Annotated in this window: 18 protein-coding genes, 4 tRNA genes and 1 other RNA gene; 3 read left to right on the forward strand and 20 right to left on the reverse strand. The window is 57.7% G+C overall.

What is annotated here, in order from left to right:
- Nucleotides 1-8: 8 nt before the first annotated feature.
- The 5 genes from pyrR to FX155_RS01055 form a co-directional block, all read right to left on the reverse strand.
- Nucleotides 9-560 (reverse strand): bifunctional pyr operon transcriptional regulator/uracil phosphoribosyltransferase PyrR, encoded by a 552-nt coding sequence (gene pyrR, locus FX155_RS01035; protein WP_022487722.1) that lies wholly within the window; start codon nucleotides 558-560, stop codon nucleotides 9-11.
- Between the two features lie 15 nt (nucleotides 561-575).
- The gene (locus FX155_RS01040) at nucleotides 576-1568 is read right to left on the reverse strand and encodes an RluA family pseudouridine synthase (RefSeq protein WP_229778386.1); all 993 of its coding nucleotides are present in this window, start codon (nucleotides 1566-1568) and stop codon (nucleotides 576-578) included.
- Complete coding sequence (gene lspA, locus FX155_RS01045) at nucleotides 1490-1969, reverse strand: signal peptidase II (protein ID WP_022487724.1); 480 nt, start codon at nucleotides 1967-1969, stop codon at nucleotides 1490-1492. The genes FX155_RS01040 and lspA overlap by 79 nt, the downstream gene beginning before the upstream one ends.
- A gap of 38 nt (nucleotides 1970-2007) precedes the next feature.
- A non-coding RNA gene (gene ssrS, locus FX155_RS01050) (6S RNA) lies at nucleotides 2008-2190 on the reverse strand.
- Nucleotides 2191-2240: 50 nt separating this feature from the next.
- Nucleotides 2241-2888: an HAD family hydrolase gene (locus FX155_RS01055; RefSeq protein ID WP_022487725.1), complete on the reverse strand. Its 648-nt coding sequence runs from the start codon at nucleotides 2886-2888 to the stop codon at nucleotides 2241-2243.
- A 198-nt stretch (nucleotides 2889-3086) separates the two neighbouring features.
- Here FX155_RS01055 and FX155_RS01060 point away from each other — a divergent pair, with 198 nt between their 5' ends.
- Entirely contained in the window at nucleotides 3087-3641 is a 555-nt protein-coding gene (locus FX155_RS01060; protein ID WP_154487394.1) for a hypothetical protein, read from the forward strand.
- 49 nt (nucleotides 3642-3690) lie between these two features.
- On the opposite strand, the gene FX155_RS01065 is transcribed toward FX155_RS01060, so the two are convergent.
- From FX155_RS01065 to FX155_RS01085, 5 genes are all read right to left on the reverse strand, one after another.
- Nucleotides 3691-3774 (reverse strand) — tRNA-Leu (locus tag FX155_RS01065).
- 17 nt (nucleotides 3775-3791) lie between these two features.
- A tRNA-Lys gene (locus tag FX155_RS01070) sits at nucleotides 3792-3867 on the reverse strand.
- Nucleotides 3868-3870: 3 nt separating this feature from the next.
- Nucleotides 3871-3946 (reverse strand) — tRNA-Gln (locus FX155_RS01075).
- A 19-nt stretch (nucleotides 3947-3965) separates the two neighbouring features.
- Nucleotides 3966-4041, reverse strand: a tRNA-His gene (locus FX155_RS01080).
- A 92-nt stretch (nucleotides 4042-4133) separates the two neighbouring features.
- A complete protein-coding gene (locus FX155_RS01085) occupies nucleotides 4134-4562 on the reverse strand; it encodes a HutP family protein (protein WP_022487727.1) in 429 nt (142 codons plus the stop codon).
- A gap of 187 nt (nucleotides 4563-4749) precedes the next feature.
- On the opposite strand from FX155_RS01085, the gene FX155_RS01090 reads away from it, so the two are divergent.
- Nucleotides 4750-4980: a hypothetical protein gene (locus tag FX155_RS01090; RefSeq protein ID WP_022487728.1), complete on the forward strand. Its 231-nt coding sequence runs from the start codon at nucleotides 4750-4752 to the stop codon at nucleotides 4978-4980.
- Between the two features lie 114 nt (nucleotides 4981-5094).
- On the opposite strand, the gene FX155_RS01095 is transcribed toward FX155_RS01090, so the two are convergent.
- The 5 genes from FX155_RS01095 to cdaA all read right to left on the reverse strand — a co-directional run bounded on the left by FX155_RS01095 (nucleotide 5095) and on the right by cdaA (nucleotide 11286).
- Nucleotides 5095-6294 carry an NADP-dependent isocitrate dehydrogenase gene (locus FX155_RS01095; RefSeq protein WP_154487396.1) on the reverse strand — a complete coding sequence of 400 codons (1200 nt, stop codon included), beginning with the start codon at nucleotides 6292-6294 and terminating at the stop codon, nucleotides 5095-5097.
- A 187-nt stretch (nucleotides 6295-6481) separates the two neighbouring features.
- Entirely contained in the window at nucleotides 6482-7411 is a 930-nt protein-coding gene (locus FX155_RS01100) for a manganese-dependent inorganic pyrophosphatase (protein ID WP_022487730.1), read from the reverse strand.
- A 447-nt stretch (nucleotides 7412-7858) separates the two neighbouring features.
- Nucleotides 7859-9493: an NAD(P)/FAD-dependent oxidoreductase gene (locus tag FX155_RS01105; protein ID WP_154487398.1), complete on the reverse strand. Its 1635-nt coding sequence runs from the start codon at nucleotides 9491-9493 to the stop codon at nucleotides 7859-7861.
- On the reverse strand, nucleotides 9459-10430 hold the full coding sequence (locus tag FX155_RS01110) for a YbbR-like domain-containing protein (protein ID WP_154487400.1): 972 nt from the start codon (nucleotides 10428-10430) through the stop codon (nucleotides 9459-9461). The genes FX155_RS01105 and FX155_RS01110 overlap by 35 nt, the downstream gene beginning before the upstream one ends.
- On the reverse strand, nucleotides 10417-11286 hold the full coding sequence (gene cdaA, locus FX155_RS01115) for a diadenylate cyclase CdaA (protein WP_022487733.1): 870 nt from the start codon (nucleotides 11284-11286) through the stop codon (nucleotides 10417-10419). The genes FX155_RS01110 and cdaA overlap by 14 nt, the downstream gene beginning before the upstream one ends.
- Before the next feature lie 162 nt (nucleotides 11287-11448).
- On the opposite strand from cdaA, the gene FX155_RS01120 reads away from it, so the two are divergent.
- Nucleotides 11449-12705, forward strand: coding sequence for a M20 metallopeptidase family protein (locus FX155_RS01120; RefSeq protein ID WP_154487402.1), 1257 nt, complete (start codon nucleotides 11449-11451; stop codon nucleotides 12703-12705).
- A gap of 37 nt (nucleotides 12706-12742) precedes the next feature.
- Here the strand turns inward: FX155_RS01120 and argH are convergent, their stop codons facing one another.
- From argH to argB, 5 genes are read right to left on the reverse strand one after another with little or no spacing between them, the layout of a single operon-like run.
- On the reverse strand, nucleotides 12743-14161 hold the full coding sequence (argH, locus tag FX155_RS01125; protein ID WP_154487404.1) for an argininosuccinate lyase: 1419 nt from the start codon (nucleotides 14159-14161) through the stop codon (nucleotides 12743-12745).
- Nucleotides 14161-15381, reverse strand: a complete 1221-nt coding sequence (locus FX155_RS01130; RefSeq protein WP_154487406.1) for an argininosuccinate synthase — start codon at nucleotides 15379-15381, stop codon at nucleotides 14161-14163. Before FX155_RS01130 ends, argH begins: the two co-directional genes overlap by 1 nt.
- Before the next feature lie 36 nt (nucleotides 15382-15417).
- Nucleotides 15418-16359 (reverse strand): ornithine carbamoyltransferase, encoded by a 942-nt coding sequence (gene argF, locus FX155_RS01135; RefSeq protein ID WP_154487408.1) that lies wholly within the window; start codon nucleotides 16357-16359, stop codon nucleotides 15418-15420.
- An 18-nt stretch (nucleotides 16360-16377) separates the two neighbouring features.
- Entirely contained in the window at nucleotides 16378-17568 is a 1191-nt protein-coding gene (locus FX155_RS01140; RefSeq protein ID WP_154487410.1) for an aspartate aminotransferase family protein, read from the reverse strand.
- Nucleotides 17569-17586: 18 nt separating this feature from the next.
- Nucleotides 17587-18474, reverse strand: a complete 888-nt coding sequence (argB, locus tag FX155_RS01145; protein WP_022487739.1) for an acetylglutamate kinase — start codon at nucleotides 18472-18474, stop codon at nucleotides 17587-17589.
- Between the last annotated feature and the right edge of the window lie 226 nt (nucleotides 18475-18700).

Genomic DNA, 18700 nt, shown 5'->3' on the forward strand with positions numbered 1-18700 from the left:
GTCCCTTCTTATCCCTGGATGTCGGACAGGGCCACTTCGTCGCTGCCGTCGATTTCCGTCAGGGACACATCCACGGTCTCACTGTTGCTGGTGGGCACGTTCTTCCCCACATAGTCCGCCCGGATGGGCAGTTCCTTGTGGCCCCGGTCCACCATCACCGCCAGCTGGATGGCCTTGGGCCGGCCCATGTCGATCAGGGCGTCCAGGGCGCTGCGGATGGTCCGGCCGGTGAACAGCACATCGTCCACCAGGATCACCGTCTTTCCGTTCAGGTCGAAATCGATGTCCGTTTCACTGATCACCGGGTTGTACCCCAGGGTGGACAGATCGTCCCGGTACAGGGTGATGTCCAGGGAGCCCACCGGCAGCTTCACGCCCTCGATGGCTTCGATTTCCTGCCCCAGCCGGTTGGCCAGAGGCACCCCCCGGGTACGGATCCCCACCAGGGCCACATTGTCCACCCCTTTGTTCCGTTCCACGATCTCATGGGAGATCCGGACCAGGGCCCGGCGCATGGCATCGGCATCCATAATGGTTTTTTTCTTCACAGAAACGCTCATGTTACTTCCTCCTTGTCAATGGAACTGCCCGTTCCGGAGACGGGTCAGGATGGTCTGCATATCAGCCGGCACCGGGGCAGTGAAGGTCATCCACTCTCCGTTCCGGGGATGGCGGAAGGTCAGCTGCTCCGAATGGAGGGCCTGTCCGCTGATGGAAAAGCAGGTCTTCTGGGGGGCGTATTTGGGATCCCCCACCAGAGGGTGGCCGATATAGGTCATGTGGACCCGGATCTGATGGGTCCGCCCGGTCAGGAGCCGGCAGCGGACCACGGTGAATTTCCCGTACCGCTCCAGCACCTCATAATCAGTAGCCGCCCAGCGGCCCCCTGAGGGCACCACCGCCATCTTCTTCCGGTCCCGGGGATCCCGGTCCAGCTGGGTCTCGATATGCCCATGGTCCTCTTTCACGTTCCCCCGGACAATGGCCAAGTAGGTCCGTTTGGCTTCCTTTTTCTGGATCTGCTCCGCCAGGGACTGGTGGGCCAAATCGTTCTTGGCGCAGATCATCACCCCGCTGGTGTCCTTGTCCAGCCGGTGGACGATCCCCGGCCGGATCACCCCGTTGATCCCGGAAAGGTCCCTGCAGTGGTACAGCAGGGCGTTCACCAGCGTCCCGTCCGGGTTCCCCGCCGCCGGGTGGACCACCATCCCCCGGGGCTTGTTCACCACGATTACATCCTCATCTTCGTAGAGGATGTCCAGGGGGATGTTCTCCGGTTTGGCCGCCAGATCCACCGGCGGGGGCACCAGCACCTGGAACACGTCCCCTTCTTTCACTTTGGTATTGGCCTTGGCCGGTTTCCCCTGCCGGGTCACCCGGCCTTCCTGGATGTCATGCTGGACGGCGGACCGGGTGCAGTCCAGCCGGGCGGCCAGGAACACGTCGGTTCGGAGGCCCTTTTCTTCCGGCCCCGCCGGTTCCGTTACGATCAGACGGCTCCCGTCCCCGGTTTGTCCTTGGGTTCCGGTTGCCGGGTTTTCCCGGTTTCGTTCTCCAGCATACTCCATACGATCAGCCCCACTCCCACACAGATAAAGATATCGGCCACGTTGAACACCGGCCAGAAATGAAAGTCCACAAAATCGATCACATACCCGGTGGCGATCCGGTCGATCAGGTTCCCCAGGGCGCCTCCCAGGAACAGTCCCGTCCCCAGCCGGGCCTTGGGTCCCTCCCGGTGGATGTGGTCCCGGAAATAGAAGACGGCGCCTGCCGCCAGAAGGGTGATCACCACAAAGAAAACCCGCTGGTATTCCAGCAGGCCGAAAGCCGCCCCCGGGTTCAGCACATAGGTGCAGCTCACCACCCCGGGAATCACCGGGAAGCTCATGCCGACGGTCATGGTATGGGTAATGAAAAATTTGGTGATCCGGTCCAGCAGGACCACCAGGAAAATCTGGATGAGCATCCGCGTTCACGGCTCCTTTATTTTGGTATAAAAAAAGAAAGAGCCCTACAATGCCGTACCAATTCCGAGTTTTGAACCTGCCTAAGCAGGTGGGTGCCCTCCCTGTCATATCTGATGTCCCCTCGAAAGGGCATATCATCAACGGCCGGAGTTCACGGGCTCCCTTATAGAGAGTGTTGGCTCAAAACATATGGAATTCGACTCGCACATCGGAGGGTTGCTCTTTTATCTGTATTATACCGCCTGAACCTTATATTGTCCAGTGTTTTCCCTATCCCTTTATTTTCTCCAGGATTTGTTCCGGTCGGTCGATGAGGGCAGTGGGCCGGAGGGCTGCCAGTTCGTCCCTGTCCCGGAACCCCCAGGTCACCAGGAAGCAGTCCATCCCCACATTGTCCGCCGTCATTTTGTCCACTTCTGAATCCCCCACATACACCGCCTGGTCTTTGGGAATCCCCAGTTCCTCCAGAGCCCGGACCACCGTATCCGGAGCCGGCTTCCGGCGGACTCCCTGGCTTTCCCCCATGGCCACTTTCATGGTTTCCGGAAAATACCGGTCCCGGAGAGACAGCACCGCCGGATGGGCCTTGTTGGACACAATGGCCAGCTTCACCCCCAGGTCCTGGAGCTCTTTCAGCAGTTCCGGGATCCCTTCATAGGGCCGGGTGGCCTCATTGCAGTGCTTCAGATAATAGGCCCGGAAATCCTGGAACACCCGCTGGAATTTGTTCTCGTCCTCCTGGGGCAGGGATTTCCGCAGCAGGTTCTCCAAGCCGTTTCCCAGGGCCCGGCGCACCTGGAGCCTGGTCCTGGGGGCACAGCCGTATTCCCGGCAGGCCTCGTTCACGCTGTTCCACAGATCCGTCAGGGTATCCAGCAGGGTCCCATCCAGATCAAACACCACCGCCTGATATTTCACGTTATGCACACTCCTTGGTTTTGTTCATCGTTTATCGTGGATCGTTCATCGCTCATCGTTCGTCGTTGTTCAAAGCCAGCCTTGCCGGCTTTCGACCGCCGCTGACCGTTGACCGATTGTCCCCCACAGGGAAGATGATACCACATCCTGCCAAACTATGATACAATAAAAGGACCAAACAGAAGGAGAGTGCATTCCATGAAAATACTGCGTTCTTTGTTCCTGACTGCCGTGCTGGTGGTCAGCGGAATCTTCACCGCTTTTGCCTCCCCGGAAGCCCCTACGGATCAGGAAGTGATCCAGGCCTTCCAGGAAGCCAACACCGTCTATGAATGGTTCGAACATCATCCCCTGGAAACCGATGGGAAGGAAAAGAAGGACACCGGGTACATGATCTACTACACGGTGGCGGACAAGAATTATCCCACCATGATGGCCTTAAAGACCAAGGTCAACCAATGCTTCACCGAAGCCCTGGCCGGTTTCATCATCAGCGACAGCCGGATGTACCGGGAATTCGACGGAAAACTGTACGTGGCTCCCAGTGCCAAAGCCCGGGACCTGCGGAAAGGGACCTCCACCATCAACATCCTGCGGGAATCCCCCACCCGGATCAACCTGGAAGTATCCACTCCCATGATGGAAGACCCGGCCCATGGCAAAACCAACATAGTGGAAACCAGAAAGACCATTTTCCCCTATGTAAAGACCCTGAAGGGATGGAGATTCTCCTATTTTGAATCGCTGGAATAAAAAAAGAAAGGCTGTTGCCAACGCAACAGTCTTTCTTTTTTTATGATATTGGTGCGGCTGACAGGGCTTGAACCTGCACGTCTTGGACACCAGATCCTAAATCTGGCGCGTCTGCCAATTCCGCCACAGCCGCATTTGGGTATAAAAAAATGGTGATCCACCCGGGACTCGAACCCGGGACACCCTGATTAAAAGTCAGGTGCTCTACCAACTGAGCTAGTGAATCACTTGGTTGGGGCAGCTGGACTCGAACCAACGCATGCGGGAGTCAAAGTCCCGTGCCTTACCGACTTGGCTATGCCCCAAAAAGGTAAAAAAAAAAGGTGGGGTGGATAGTGGGGATCGAACCCACGCGTGCCGGAGCCACAATCCGGTGTGTTAACCGCTTCACCATATCCACCATATTACCTTGCCGCCATCCGACGACTCACTTATTCTAGCATAGGAAAGCGAAAAATGTCAACAACTTTTTTTCACTTTCTTATGCTTTTTTCAATCGATGCCTGCCAGGCTCCGGTGAGCCAGCCCCACGCCCAGTTCGTTCAGGTTCAGGACCCCCACACTCATGTACACCGCCACACAAAGGTGCTCCCCGTACCGGGCCACTCCGATTTTGCCCCCTACATTGAAGCCGATGGCCTTGTCCATCATCTGTTCCAGGGCTTCATGGGCCGCCCCGGCCACCGTGCCTGCTCCCACATGGGTGTCGGTGACGATGTTCTGCCGTTCCGAGGCCACCACCGCCCGTTCCACGATTTTCTTGATGGAAGGCAGGAACTCTCCTCCAAAATCTACAGCCGCCGCCCGGAACCCCTGTTCCCGGAGCCGCTCCTTCAGCCGGTCCTCTTCTTCCCGGGTGGCCGTCAGCGCCATCCGCAAAGCCGCCCGTCCCACATCGATACTGGCAATGGGTCTGTTCATACTCTCACATCCCTTTCCTGCAAATCTACTCCACCATTATACCAAAGAATCCCTTGTCAGGGAATGGCAGGGCTGTTAGAATGAGAAACGACACCCGTAGGGGCCCCACGCCGGGCGGCCCGCCTTTATGCACCGCCCGGTCCCCCCTTCCCGCTTCCCTTGATTATCCTGAAAGGAGGACATCATCATGTCCGTCATTATGTCCGAAGAACTCCGTGCCGGCATCATCCTGGGCGACCGGGACAACGACCAGTACCTGTATATGCCCGGCAGCGAAATCGGCGCCGACAACCCCATGTGCATCTTCGAAGAGCACGGGAACAAAACCGACCTGCACCTGGAAGAGGCCGTGGAACTGGCCAAGCGCCTGACCCTGAAGCCCACAGAACACCCGGTGTACGGGAAAAGGGCCTATTGAAAAAGGAGCTGTGAAAAAATGATTCTTCATTTTTTCACAGCTCCTTTTTGGTCACTGGTCTCTTGTCACTGGTCACTGGACGGGGGTGTGAATTTTTTCACACCCCCTTTTCCCTTATATCCTCTCCCGGATGGCTTCCAGGAATTCTTCGCTGTTGACCTTCTTTTTATCCGGCAGGGTGGATACAGCTACCAGATCCCCGGTCATGATCCCTTCTTCAAGGGTCTGGATGGTGGCTTTTTCCAGCCGGTCGGCAAAATCCACCAGGTCCGGCAGCTGGTCCATCTGGCCCCGTTTCCGCAGGGCCCCGGTCCAGGCAAACAGGGTGGCCACCGGGTTGGTGGAGGTCTTTTCCCCTTTCAGGTACCGGTAATAGTGGCGCTGTACCGTGCCGTGGGCCGCTTCGTATTCATAGCAGCCGTCCGGGGACACCAGCACGGAAGTCATCATGGCCAGGCTCCCGAAGGCGGTGGCCATCATGTCGCTCATCACGTCCCCGTCGTAGTTCTTGCAGGCCCAGATCATGCCCCCTTTGGACCGGACCACCCGGGCCACCACGTCGTCGATGAGGGTGTAGAAATATTCGATGCCGGCGGCTTCGAACTTTTCCTTGTATTCCCGGTCGTAGATATCCTGGAAAATATCCTTGAACCGGTGGTCATAGATCTTGGACACCGTGTCTTTGGTGGCAAACCACAGGTCTTCCTTCTGTTCCAGGGCATAGTTGAAGCAGGACCGGGCAAAATTGCTGATGGACTTGTCCGTATTGTAGACTCCCTGGACGATCCCGGCATCCGGGAAATCCATAATGGTCCGGCGGGTCACCTTCCCGTCCGCTCCGGTAACCACCAGTTCCGCCTTGGCCGGGCCCTCCACCCGGATTTCCGTGTTCTTGTAAATGTCCCCGTAGGCGTGCCGGGCAATGGTAATGGGCTTTTCCCAGGTAGGGATCAGAGGCCGGATGCCCTTCACCATAATGGGCTTCCGGAACACCGTCCCGTCCAAAATGGCCCGGATGGTGCCGTTGGGGCTGGCCCACATCTTTTTCAAGCCATATTCCTTTACCCGGGCTGCGTTGGCCGTAATGGTGGCGCATTTCACCGCCACCCCGTACTTTTTCGTTGCCAGGGCTGAATCGATGGTCACCTGGTCATCTGTATCATCCCGGTGCTTCATGCCCAGGTCGTAATATTCCGTTTTCAGGTCCACATAAGGAAGGATCAGGATATCCTTGATCATCTTCCAAAGGATCCGGGTCATTTCATCCCCGTCCATTTCCACCAGAGGGGTGGTCATCTTGATTTTATCCGCCATATCATATTCTCCTTTCCCAAACAAAGACAGCACTATGTACTGTATGTATCATACCACAGATGGGATAAAGGGAAAAATACGAAAAAACGGGGTACGGTATAGGATATATTGATGGGTAGGTGGGTAGGTGGTATTGACCATTGACAAAAAAGGTGCTGCACGCTTTTTGTGCAGCACCTTTACGCTCTTACCCCTTAAACGCGTCGGTCAGAGGCGGTACGATCTGTTTCTTCCGGGACAGCACCTTGGGCAGGTGGTAATGGCCGTCGGCTTCAGCCTTCCCGAAGGCCTTGTCCAGGATGTCCTTGTTCTTGCCGGCCCACAGCAGCTCGGTGACTTCATCCATAATGTCGGTGACCATCAGCAGGGTGGTGTCCGCTTCTCCTCCGTCCACCATGGCCTGGAGGGCTTTCTGGAGTTCCGGCCATTTGGCTTTGGCAGCTTCCCCGTTCATCACGTTCACCTGGGCCACAGTGACTTTCCCCTGAGGGAAGTCGAATTCCTTCATGTCCCCATGGCAGATTTCTTCCGCACTCATGGAGTTGATGGCGGAACCGGCCTGGAGCATTTCCAGGGCATAGGCCTGGGGATCAGCGATTTCCGCGATCTTGGCCAGGGCACCGGCAGCTTCCTTGTCCTTTTCCGTGGTGGTGGGAGACTTGAAGTACAGGGTGTCGGAACTGATGGCGGAGAACAGCAGCCCGGCGATTTCCTTGGGCAGGGTCAGACCGTTTTCCACAGCCACATTGTACAGGATGGTGGCAGTGCACCCTACCGGCTGCATCCGGACGAACAGGGGATTGGCGGTGACGATGCCCCCCAGACGGTGATGGTCGATGATTTCCAGCAGGTTGGCCTTGTCCAGCCCGTCCACAGCCTGGCTCATTTCATTGTGGTCCACCAGGATGATTTTCTGCCCTTCGTCCACCTTTTCCACCAGTTCCGGAGCCGCCACTTTCCAGTGGTCCAGCACAAACTGGGTTTCCGGGTTCACCTTCCCGGCCCGGCAGGCGGTGACCTTTTCCCCCAGCTGGGTCTTGATCCAGGTGTAGCTCAGGGCAGAGCAAATGGAGTCCGTATCCGGGTTCTTATGCCCGGTGATGATGATGTTTTCCATAAAAGCATCTCCTTGTATATTACTGTCAATCAATTTATTATAGCACAGTTTTGAAAGCCCATGGAAGCCAAACCCCATGGGCTTTTGGCATTGAACGAAAACGCAGCCCAAGGGCTGCTAACCCACCACCATTGCGCAGGCGCAACGGTCCCCAGCTGCGGCATAAGCGACCTCGCTATCCGCTAAAGCGGATGCTCCCTGCTTACGCCCTTGAAAAGGGCGGATAGTGGCACACAGGCCATGCTCTGGTGCCGCCTAGGCAATGGGCCCGAGCCCCCAGCGGCTATCCACCATACACATGGGAGCAGACTGTATAACTGTCGAGGCCCCAGCAGATATCCGCCCTTTACAAGGGCGGGGGACCAGCCGTCAGGCTGGTGGTGGATTAGCAGCGCCAGCTGCGTTTCCCTTCACAGGAACCCGCAAGCCGGGTTCCTTCCAATGGTTTCAACCTTCAGCCTTCTGACTCCCGACGGGTACCCCGAACCTCCCCATCAGCCTTCTGGCCTGATGGTACCCGTCCATGGCGGCGCTCATGATGCCGCCGGCGTAGCCGGCCCCTTCTCCGGTGGGGTACAGCCCCCGGCAGTTCACCGACTGGCCGTCCTCTCCCCGGAGGATCCGCACCGGAGCCGAAGTCCGGGTCTCCACCCCGATCATCAGCCCCTGGGTGCTGAACCCGGGCAGCTTCCGTTCAAAATCCCGCAGCCCATGTTCCAGGGATTCCGTCACAAAGTCCGGCAAAATCTTCCGCAGGTCCGCCGGCACAAGGCCCGGCCGGTAGCTGGGACGGAACTTCACCTTCAGGTCCGGAGCAGTCCGTTCCAGGAAGCTCCGGCTGGTCTGGGCCGGGGCCCGGTAATCCCGGCTCACCTTCCAGGCCAGGTGTTCGTACTTCCGCTGGAATTCCATGCCTCCCAAAGGACCGGCCGGGAAATCCCCCGGGTCCACGCTGACCACCAGGGCGCTGTTGGCCAGTCCCGTATCCCGTTTGAAGGGGCTCATGCCGTTTACCACCAGTCCCCCCTGTTCCGAAGCAGAGGCCACCACCTGGCCCCCCGGGCACATGCAGAAGGAATACACCGCCCGGCCCGTTTCCTTGTCATGGAAGATCAGGGCATAATCCGCCGCCCCCAGCTGGGGATGATTGGCAAACTTCCCGTACTGGGCCCGGTTGATGAGAGCCTGTTCGTGCTCGATCCGCACCCCCACTGCAAAGGCCTTGGCCTCCAGATGCACGGACCGTTTCAGCAGGGTTTCATAGGTGTCACGGGCACTGTGGCCGCAGGCCAGGATCACCCCGTTGGTGTCCACCCATTCTTTCCCGTTCAGTTCCACCGCCGTAAGGCCCTGTTCCGGATCCACCCGGAAGTCCGTCACCTGGGTCTCATACCGGATCTGGCCCCCGGCCTTTTTGATCCGGCTGATAAGCCCGGTGACCATAAGCCGCAGCTTGTCCGTGCCCACGTGGGGCTTCTGTTCCGTCAGGATCTCTTTGGGCGCCCCGGCTTCCACAAAAGTCCGGAGCAGGTGGCCCATAATGGGGTCGTTGACCCGGGTGGTCAGCTTCCCGTCAGAAAAGGTGCCGGCGCCTCCGGCGCCGAACTGCACATTGCTCACCGGGTCCAGTTTCCCGGTCTTCCAGAACTGTTCCACGTCCTTCACCCGGTGGGACAGGTCCCTGCCCCGTTCCACCACCAAAGGAGCGTACCCGTGCCGGGCCAGTTCCAGGGTTGCCACAAGGCCTGCCGGCCCCAGGCCGATCACCACCGGACGGCCCTGGAGCTTTTCGGTGCCGAACACCGCCGGAGGTTCCGGTTTTTCTTCCCACAGGGTCACCTGGGGATCCCGGAGGAGCTTCTGGAGCACCCCTGTGGGCACATCCACTGTGGCCTTCACATGGTATACCAGGCAGATATTGCTTTTCCGCCGGGCATCCACGGCCTTCCGGACCACTTCCACCTGCCGGAGGGCTTTTTCCGGCAAATGGTATTTCTTCCCTACGATCTGCACCAGGGAATGGCGGCTGTCCAGCCCCACCCGCAGGTTATTGATTCTGATTTCCGTCGGCTTTGCTGCCATCCTGCTTTTCCGTTCCTTTCTGCAAGGTAATTTCCACAATGACGCTGTGCTGGTCCGCCAGCACCTGATCCGGGATCTGGAGAGGCATCTTCAGTTCCACATCACTGGTCACATTGTTGAGGACAATGGGGGCGGTAAGGATTTCCCGGATGCCTCCCAGCACCTTGGGTTCCGCCGTAAGCCGCACACTGTCCGGAGTGATCTTCACGCTCTTTAAGGTGACCCCTTCCGGCAGCTGTCCGGACATGTTGGCCTTCACCGGGAAGTCGTTGGTCCCCAGCTGGCGCACAATGGTCACGGTGGTCTTGATCTTCCCGGGCACCACCTTCACGTCATACATTTCCCGTCCGGTCCGGTCCACTGCCACCGCTGTGGCATCTGTGGAGAAGTTCCGGTCGTGATGGCTGATATCCACCATCACCAGTACCTTGTCCACCTGGGAGATCCGGGCACTGGCCCCTTTGATAATCACCTGGGTGGGAGACAGATCCATCTGGCTTACGGTGACCCCGCTGTTGGGAACCCCTACGATCCGGGGTTCCAGGGTCATGGTCTTTTCCGCCAGGGAGTCCGTTTCCAGCTGGAGCAGGCTGGGGGTCACTTCCGCCACTTCCCCCATCCGGGTGGTGGCCTGGACGTTGTAGGTGTTCCGTCCCTTGGGGGCGTCGGTAAAGTCGATGAAGGCCTTGACGTCCCCTTCCCGGAGTACGGCGATCTGGGACCGGGTGCCGCTGACCTTCACATTCACCGTTTCCGGCAGGTCCTTCACCACCATGTCTTCCGCCAGGTTCTGGGCCGTCAAAGGAACCTGGAAGGTCTTGGTGGTGATGGGGTTCTGTTCGTTCATCACATACACCCACAGGATGCAGGCACAGACCACGGACATGATCCGCACCAGCCAGGAATTCCGGTTGGGGGTCTGGTTATTTTTCACCATGGCCGCTGCCTCCTTTCTGGTCGTCGGACGGGGCATGTTTCTTCCCCAGTTTGGCCAGGATGGTATCCTTCCAGTTCAGCATAGGAGTCTTCATCACCGGCCGCAGCAGGTCCTTCACATCCCGGTGGGTCAGGTACCGCTGGAGGGCGCCCCCCCGGGCCAGGGAAATGGTCCCGGTTTCTTCGCTGACCACCAGGATCAGGGCATCGGTCTGTTCGGAAAGGCCGATGGCCGCCCGGTGCCGGGTCCCCAGTTCCTGGCTCAGGTTCCGGGCTTCCGTCAAAGGCAAAAGGCAGCTGGCCGCTGCGATCCGGTCTCCCCGGATGATCACCGCCCCGTCGTGGAGGGGGGTGTTGGGGATGAAGATGTTCTCGAACAGGGCCGTACTGATCAGCCCGTCAATGGGGATCCCGGTTTCGATGTAGTCATCCAGCCCGGTTTCCCGCTCGAACACCATAAGTGCCCCGATCTTGTTCCGGCTCAGGTCGTCGGCAGTGGTGGCCACCGCTTCCAGCATGTTCTCCACCTGCATTTCGTTGAGCACCGTACTCCGGCGGAACAGTTTCCCCCGGCCGATCTGCTCCAGGGCCCGGCGGAGTTCCGGCTGGAACACCACCGGCAGGGCGATCATCACCACGGTCATGAATTTTTCCAGGATCCAGTTGATCACATACAGATTCAGCCACTTGCTGATCAGCATGATCGCCAGCAGCATCAACAGCCCTTTCACCAGGGACGCCGCCCGGGTGTTCTTCAGCATCTGGTACAGTTTATTGAGAAAAAACGCCACCACCAGGATGTCGATTACATCCAGCATGGTCACGGTGTGGATCAGGCCAATTACATGTCCTCCCATACTTCATCCTCCTTACCGTCAATTTCTCTATCTTCATGGGTACAGAAATCCACTTCAATATAATATTATAATTATACGCTGAAGACGAAAAAATGACAATCATCCGTGGTATACTGAAGGAAAATCCCATTTTCACAATCTGCTGTAGAAAGGAATCTGCTTATGAATATCCTTGCCCTGGCCCAGGCGGAATTTCCTGAAACCCTCCGCCTCCGCCGCCATTTCCATGAAAACCCGGAGCTCAGCTGCCGGGAAGTGAACACCATCGCTTTTTTGGAAGCCTACCTGAAGGACCTGGGGATCCCCACCATCAACGTCCCTGACGGAGGGCTCCTGGGAATCATCGACAGCGGAAAGCCCGGAAAGACCCTTTTGATGCGGGCGGACACCGACGCTCTCCCCATTGCCGAAAGTCCGGAAAATCTGAAAGGTCCCAAAGTCTGCCTTTCCCAGGTGCCCGGGGTGTCCCATGCCTGCGGCCACGACGGCCATATGGCCATGCTGCTTACCGCCGCCCGGATCCTGGTTGCCCACAAGGAAGCCTTTGCCGGGAAAGTGGTGCTGTGCTTTGAACGGGGAGAAGAAGAAAGCGGGGACATCCAGAACCTGCTGCCCTATATTGTGAAGGAATCCGGCCTCACCATCGACGGCTGCTACGCCACCCATGTGCGGTGGGACCTGCCGGCAGGGAAAGTGTCCATCACCCCCGGGGCGGTCATGGGAGGCGGCTGTTCCTTTGTGATCCGGCTGAAGGGGACCTTCGGCCACGGAGCCCGGCCGGACCTGGCCAACAATCCTATGGACTGCTTTGCCGCCCTGTACCAGCAGCTGAACGAATTCCGCCAGCGGAAGGTGGATCCCTTTGAATGCCTCACCTTCTCCCTGGGGTTCGTCCACAGCGGAGAAAAGTACAATGTGATCCCGGAAGACCTGACCTTCGGAGGCACCGCCCGGTTCTTCAACTACCAGAAGGCCGGGAAGCCCTTTGAGGACTTCCTGAAGAAGGCCTTGGCCGCCAACGCTGATATTTACGGCTGTGAAGGGGAAATCCTGCACATGCCCGAAGCCCTGTTCGAAGCCCGGAACAATACGGCTTGCGCCCAATTGGGCCGGAAGGCAGTGGCGGACGCCCTGGGACCGGATGCTCTTCAGGATCCCCAGCCCTGGATGGCCTCGGAATCCTTCGCCCTGTTCCTCCAGGAATATCCGGGAGTCCTGGCCTTCACCGGCATCGCCAACCCGGAAAAAGGCTGCGGGGCCAATCACCACACCCCGGAATTCGACATGGATGAAACCGGTCTCACCACTGGTGCCGCCATGGGAGTGGCCTACGCCCTGGCCTTTTTAAACACAGACTTCGACCCCCAGTTCACCCCCAACCCGGAACCCGTAGAGCGCCTGGCAAAACGGAATGTGTAAAGGGGTGCTGCACGCAATGTGCAGCACCCCTTTTTTCTTATATCCGTTCCTTCAATTCTTCCAGCACTTTCTTCTGCTCTTCCACCGCTTCTTTTCCCAGCTTCACCTGTTCGGCGTTGTTCTGGGGAGCAGGGCCGCCGTAGCTGGTCCGGGCTGCCACGCAGTTTTCCGGTTTCAGGCATTCCAAAAGGTCCGCCTCGAAGAGAGGACACATTTCCTTGTATTCTTCCAGTGTCAGCTGACCCAGCAGCTTGTGTTCGGCAATGGCCTTGGCCACGGCCTTCCCCACAACGGCATGGGCCTTCCGGAAGGGCATCCCCTTCCGCACCAGGTAGTCCGCCAGGTCCGTGGCGTTGGAATAGTCCTTGTGGACCGCTTCCGCCATCTTTTCCTCGTTGACCTTGGTGGTAAGGATCATGTCCCGGTACACCTGGAGGGAGAACTTCACCGTGTCGATGGCATCGAAGAACCCTTCCTTGTCTTCCTGGAGGTCCTTGTTGTAAGCCAGGGGCAGCCCTTTGAGGGTGGTCAGAAGGGCGGTCAAGTGGCCGTACACCCGGCCGGTCTTCCCCCGGACCAGTTCAGAGATGTCCGGATTCTTCTTCTGCGGCATCATGGAAGAACCAGTGGCAAAAGCGTCATCCAGCTCGATGAACCCGAATTCCGTGGAAGACCACAGGCACATTTCCTCACTGAGACGGGACAGATGCATCATGAGAAGGGAAGCAAAGCTGAGGAATTCCAGCACATAATCCCGGTCGCTCACCGCATCCATGCTGTTTCCGTACACCTGGGAGAAATGGAGTTCCTCCGCCACCTGGAACCGGTCGATGGGCAGGGTGGTCCCGGCCACCGCACCGGCCCCCAGGGGCATCATGTCCGCCCCGTCCCACACTCCCTGGAGTCGGCGGAAATCCCGGCGGAGCATGTTGAAGTAGGCCAGCATGTGATGGGCAAAGGTAATGGGCTGAGCCCGCTGGAGATGGGTATACCCGGGCATCAGGGCCTTCAGGTGCTTTTCCGCCATGGTCAGCAGGGCTTCCTCAAAGGCGATCAAAAGCTCCATGATCTCGGTGACTTCCCGTTTCATGTACATGTGCATGTCCAGAGCCACCTGGTCGTTCCGGCTCCGGGCCGTATGGAGCCGGGCCCCGGCGTCCCCGATCTTTTCCGTCAGGGCCGCCTCGATGTTCATGTGGATGTCTTCCAGCTCCGTGCTGAAGTTGAATTTCCCGGCCTGGATCTCCCCCAGGATCTCCTTCAGCCCTTTTTCAATGGCTGCGGCGTCTTCCTGGCTGATGATCCCCACCTTGGCCAGCATGTGGGCATGGGCGATGCTCCCCCGGATGTCCTCATGGTACAGCCGTTTGTCGTAATCGATGGAGGCGTTGAAGGCATCCACCAGGGCGTTGGTGTCCTTGCTGAACCGGCCTCCCCACAGTTTCGTCTTGCTCATTATTTCAGTTTCCCCTGTTTCATGAGGGCTCTTACCGTAAGAGGCAGCCCGAACAGGTTGATGAAGCCTTGGGCATCAGCCTGGTTGTACACTTCGTCTTCCCCGAAGGTGACGTATTCCTTGCTGTACAGGGAATAGGGGCTGGTGGTGCCGGCGGAGATGATGTTGCCTTTGTACAGCTTCATCTTCACGGTACCGGTGACGGTCTTCTGGGTTTCATCCACAAAGGCCTGGAGGGCTTCCCGCAGAGGAGAGAACCACATGCCGTCGTAAACCAGTTCCGCATACCGGATGCCGATCTGTTCCTTGTAGTTGTAGGTGGCCCGGTCCAGACACAGGTTTTCCAGTTCGTTGTGGGCGTAGTAGATGATGGTGCCGCCAGGAGTTTCGTAAACCCCACGGTCCTTCATGCCCACCAGCCGGTTTTCCACCATGTCGGCAATGCCGATGCCGTTCCGTTTGCCGATTTCATTCAGGGTTTCCATCATTTCCACCGGTTCCATCTTCTTGCCGTTGACGGCCACAGGAACCCCCTGTTCAAAGTCCAGGGTCAGGTATTCATCCTTGTCCGGAGCGGCTTCCGGAGTCTGGCTCATGATATAGATTTCAGATTTGGGTTCGTTGGAGGGATCTTCCAGGTCGCTGCCTTCGTGGGACAGGTGCCAGATGTTCCGGTCCATGCTGTAGTCTTTTTTCTTGGTCACAGGAACCGGGATATTGTGGGCGGCAGCGTAGTCGATGGCGTCATCCCGGGATTTGATCTGCCATTCTCTCCAGGGAGCGATGACTTTCAGCTGGGGAGCCAGGGCCTTGATGCCCAGTTCGAACCGGACCTGGTCGTTGCCCTTGCCGGTAGCCCCGTGGGCAATGGCGTCCGCCCCTTCCTTCAGGGCGATGTCCACCAGATATTTGGCGATGATGGGCCGTGCAATGGAGGTGCCCAGCAGGTATTTCTTTTCATAGACGGCACCGGACTTCACCATGGGCCAGGCGTATTCTCTCAGGAATTCATCCCGCAGGTCCAGGATATAGGCCTTGCTGGCACCGGATTTAATGGCTTTGTCATGGACGGGAGCCACTTCTTCCCCCTGCCCGATGTCTGCAGTCACCGTGATCACTTCACAGTTGTTGTAGTTTTCCTTCAGCCAGGGAATGATGCAGGAAGTATCCAGACCGCCGGAATAGGCCAGGACCACTTTTTTGATGTCTTTTCTATCCATTGTACGTCTCTCCTTTATTCGTTCTATCCTTCTATTTTACAGCACCGCGTCGCTCATCAGCAAGGCCATAATGGCTTTCTGCACATGGAGCCGGTTTTCCGCCTCGTCGAACACTGCAGAGTGAGGTCCTTCGATCACATCGTCGGTGATTTCCTCACCCCGGTGGGCGGGCAGGCAGTGGAGCACCATGGCGTCCGGACGGGCCAGGTCCAGCAGATGCTGGTTGATCTGGTAGTCGTGGAGAGCCTTTTTCCGCTCTTCCCGCTGGGCTTCTTCCCCCATGCTGGCCCACACATCCGTATAGAGCACATCCGCTCCTTTGGCCGCGTCTTCCATGTCTTCCTGGACGGTGATGGTGCATCCGGTAATGGCCGCATCCATCTTGGCCTGGGCCACGATGTGAGGATCCGGCTGGTAGCCTTTGGGGCTGGCGCAGACCATGTTCATGCCCACCTTGGCGCAGGCGAACATAAGGGAATGGGCCATGTTGTTCCCGTCTCCCACATACACCAGCTTCCGGCCCTTCAGCACATCCTTGTATTCCAGGATGGTGAACATGTCCGTCAGGGCCTGGCAGGGATGGAGCAGATCCGTGAGCCCGTTGATCACCGGCACCGTGGCGTAGTCCGCCAGTTCCTTCACCGCTTCATGAGAATAGGTGCGGATCATGATCCCGTCCACGAACCGGGACAGTACCCGGGCGGTGTCCTTGACCGGTTCCCCCCGGCCGATCTGGGAGGTGGCTTCGCTCATGTAGATGGGATGGCCCCCCAGCTGGTGGAACCCGGTTTCAAAAGACACCCGGGTCCGGGTGGACGCCTTGGAAAAGATCATGGCCAGGGTTTTCCCCTTCAGGTATTCATGGGGTTCTCCCAGCTTCTGTTTTTTCTTCAGTTTTCTGCTCACATCCAGGATGGTGGCCACTTCCCCCACCGACAGATCATGGATGGAAATCAAATCCTTGTTTCTCAAAGCCATAGTATACCTTCTTTTTTATCAGAATTCTGCCAGAAGCTCATCCAGTCCCTTCAGCAGTGCGTCGATATCTTTTTCACCGATGATCAGCGGCGGCACGAACCGCAGCACGTTCCCGGCGGTGCAGTTGATGATGAACCCTTTCTTCAGGGCTCCCTGTACCAGGCTGGCACCCGGTTTGGCCAGTTCCAGCCCCAGGATCAGTCCCAGGCCCCGGACGTCTTTTACCTTATCCGGATACTTGGCCTTCAGTCCTTCCAGGCCCTTCTTGAAATAGGCCCCGGTTTCCGCCGCCTTTTTGTCCAGTTCCAGGTCTTTCATGGCCTTGATGGCTGCATAGCAGGACGCGCAGGACAGGGCGTTGCCCCCGAAGGTGGAACCGTGGTCCCCGGGTGCGAACACATGGGCCAGTCTTTCCTGGACCACGAAAGCCCCCATGGGGAAGCCGCCGCCGATGGCTTTGGCCAGGGTCATGATGTCCGGTTTCACCCCGCTGTGCATCCAGGCGAACCAGTACCCGGTCCGGCACACCCCGGTCTGGATCTCATCGAAGATCAGCAGGGCATCGTGCTTTTCGCACAGTTCCTTCACCTTTTCCAGATAGCCGGCAGGAGGCACATGGACGCCCCCTTCGCCCTGGATCGGTTCCAGGAGCACCCCGCACACCTCATCATCCATAACCTTTTCCAGGGCTTCCGTATCCCCGAAGGGCACGTAGATGAACCCTTCCGGCAGAGGATTCAGCCCTTCATGGTAATGATCCTGACCGGTGGCGGTAAGGGTCTCCATGGTCCGGCCGTGGAAGGAATCCTTGGCAGTGACGATCTTAAACTTTTTCGGGTCCTTGCTGTTCCCGTATTTCCGGGCCAGTTTAATGGCCCCTTCGTTGGCTTCCGCCCCACTGTTGCAGAAGAACACCCGGTCGAACCCGGTGACTTCACACAGCTGCCTGGCGGCTTTGGCCTGGATTTCATAATAGAACAGGTTGGACCCGTGCATGATCTTGGCCGCCTGTTCGCTGACCGCCTTCACCAGAGGAGGATAAGCGTAGCCCAGGGCATTCACCGCGATCCCGGCCAGAAAATCCGTGTATTTGTTCCCGTCCGTATCATACAGGTAAACCCCTTCCCCGTGGTCCAGCGCAATGGGGCTCCGGCCGAACACCGGGAGATAATATTTATCAGTGGTTTCCATGATTTCTTTGGTATCCATTGTATCGCTTTTCCTCCTTCAGTCTCTTACGACTTCCGTACCCACACCCTCGTCGGAGAAGATCTCCTGGAGAATGGAGTGTTCCTGGCGCCCGTCGATGATGTGGGTCTTCACCGCCCCGCCGCTGAGGGCGGAGATGCAGGCCTTCACCTTGGGGATCATGCCCCCGTCGATGCTGCCCTTCACGATCAGTTCCTGAGCCTTTTCGAAGGTCAGGGTGGACAGGAAGGTGCTTTCGTCCTTGTGGTCCTCGTAGATGCCCTTTACGTCGGTGAGCATCAGCAGTTTTTCCGCTTTCAGGGCACCGGCCACTTCCCCGGCCACGCTGTCCGCGTTGATGTTGTAGGTTTCCCCGTCAGGGCCGATGCCTGTGGGAGCGATCACCGGGATGTAGTCGTTGGCCAGCAGCAGGTTGATCAGGTCCGTATTCACCTTTTCCACCGTGCCCACATAGCCGATGTCCACCAGGTTTACCTGGCCGTTTTCATACACATCCGCCAGATGCTTCCGGGCTTCAATGAGTTTGGCGTCCTTGCCGTTGAGGCCTACGGCCTTGCCCCCCAGGACATTCAGCCGGCGGACCAGATCCGTGTTGGTCTTCCCCACCAGGGCCAGTTCGGCGATTTCCACCGTTTCCTTGTCGGTGACCCGGAGGCCGCTGACGAATTCAGATTTCTTCCCGGCCGCCTTGAGCATGGCAGTGATTTCCGGACCGCCGCCGTGGACCACCACCGGACGCATGCCGGCGAAGCGGAGGAAGACGATGTCCTCCAGGACTTTATTCTTCAGATCATCGTTGAGCATGGCATTGCCGCCATATTTCACGACCACTGTTTTGCCCTTGAAAGCGCTTAAATATGGCAGTGCTTCAACTAATATGTTCATTTCGTTATTCTTGATCTGCATTGCATTTCCTCCTAATCCAAATTCAGGTATTTGGGATTTTTGTCCGGAATCCGGAACCATATAGAATACGCTTTATCAGGACACGCCTTCCATCCCTGCCTTATGTTGCATTATTATACGCTTCAATGTATAAATTTGCAACTCTTTTTCACAACTTTTTCCAGAGCAGGCCATGTCCTGATATGTGTCTTCATTATAGTACGAAAGAGAGTCTTACAGCCACCTT

Origin of the sequence: Acidaminococcus fermentans (assembly GCF_009696675.1) — a bacterium.
In the GTDB taxonomy this organism is placed as follows: domain Bacteria; phylum Bacillota; class Negativicutes; order Acidaminococcales; family Acidaminococcaceae; genus Acidaminococcus.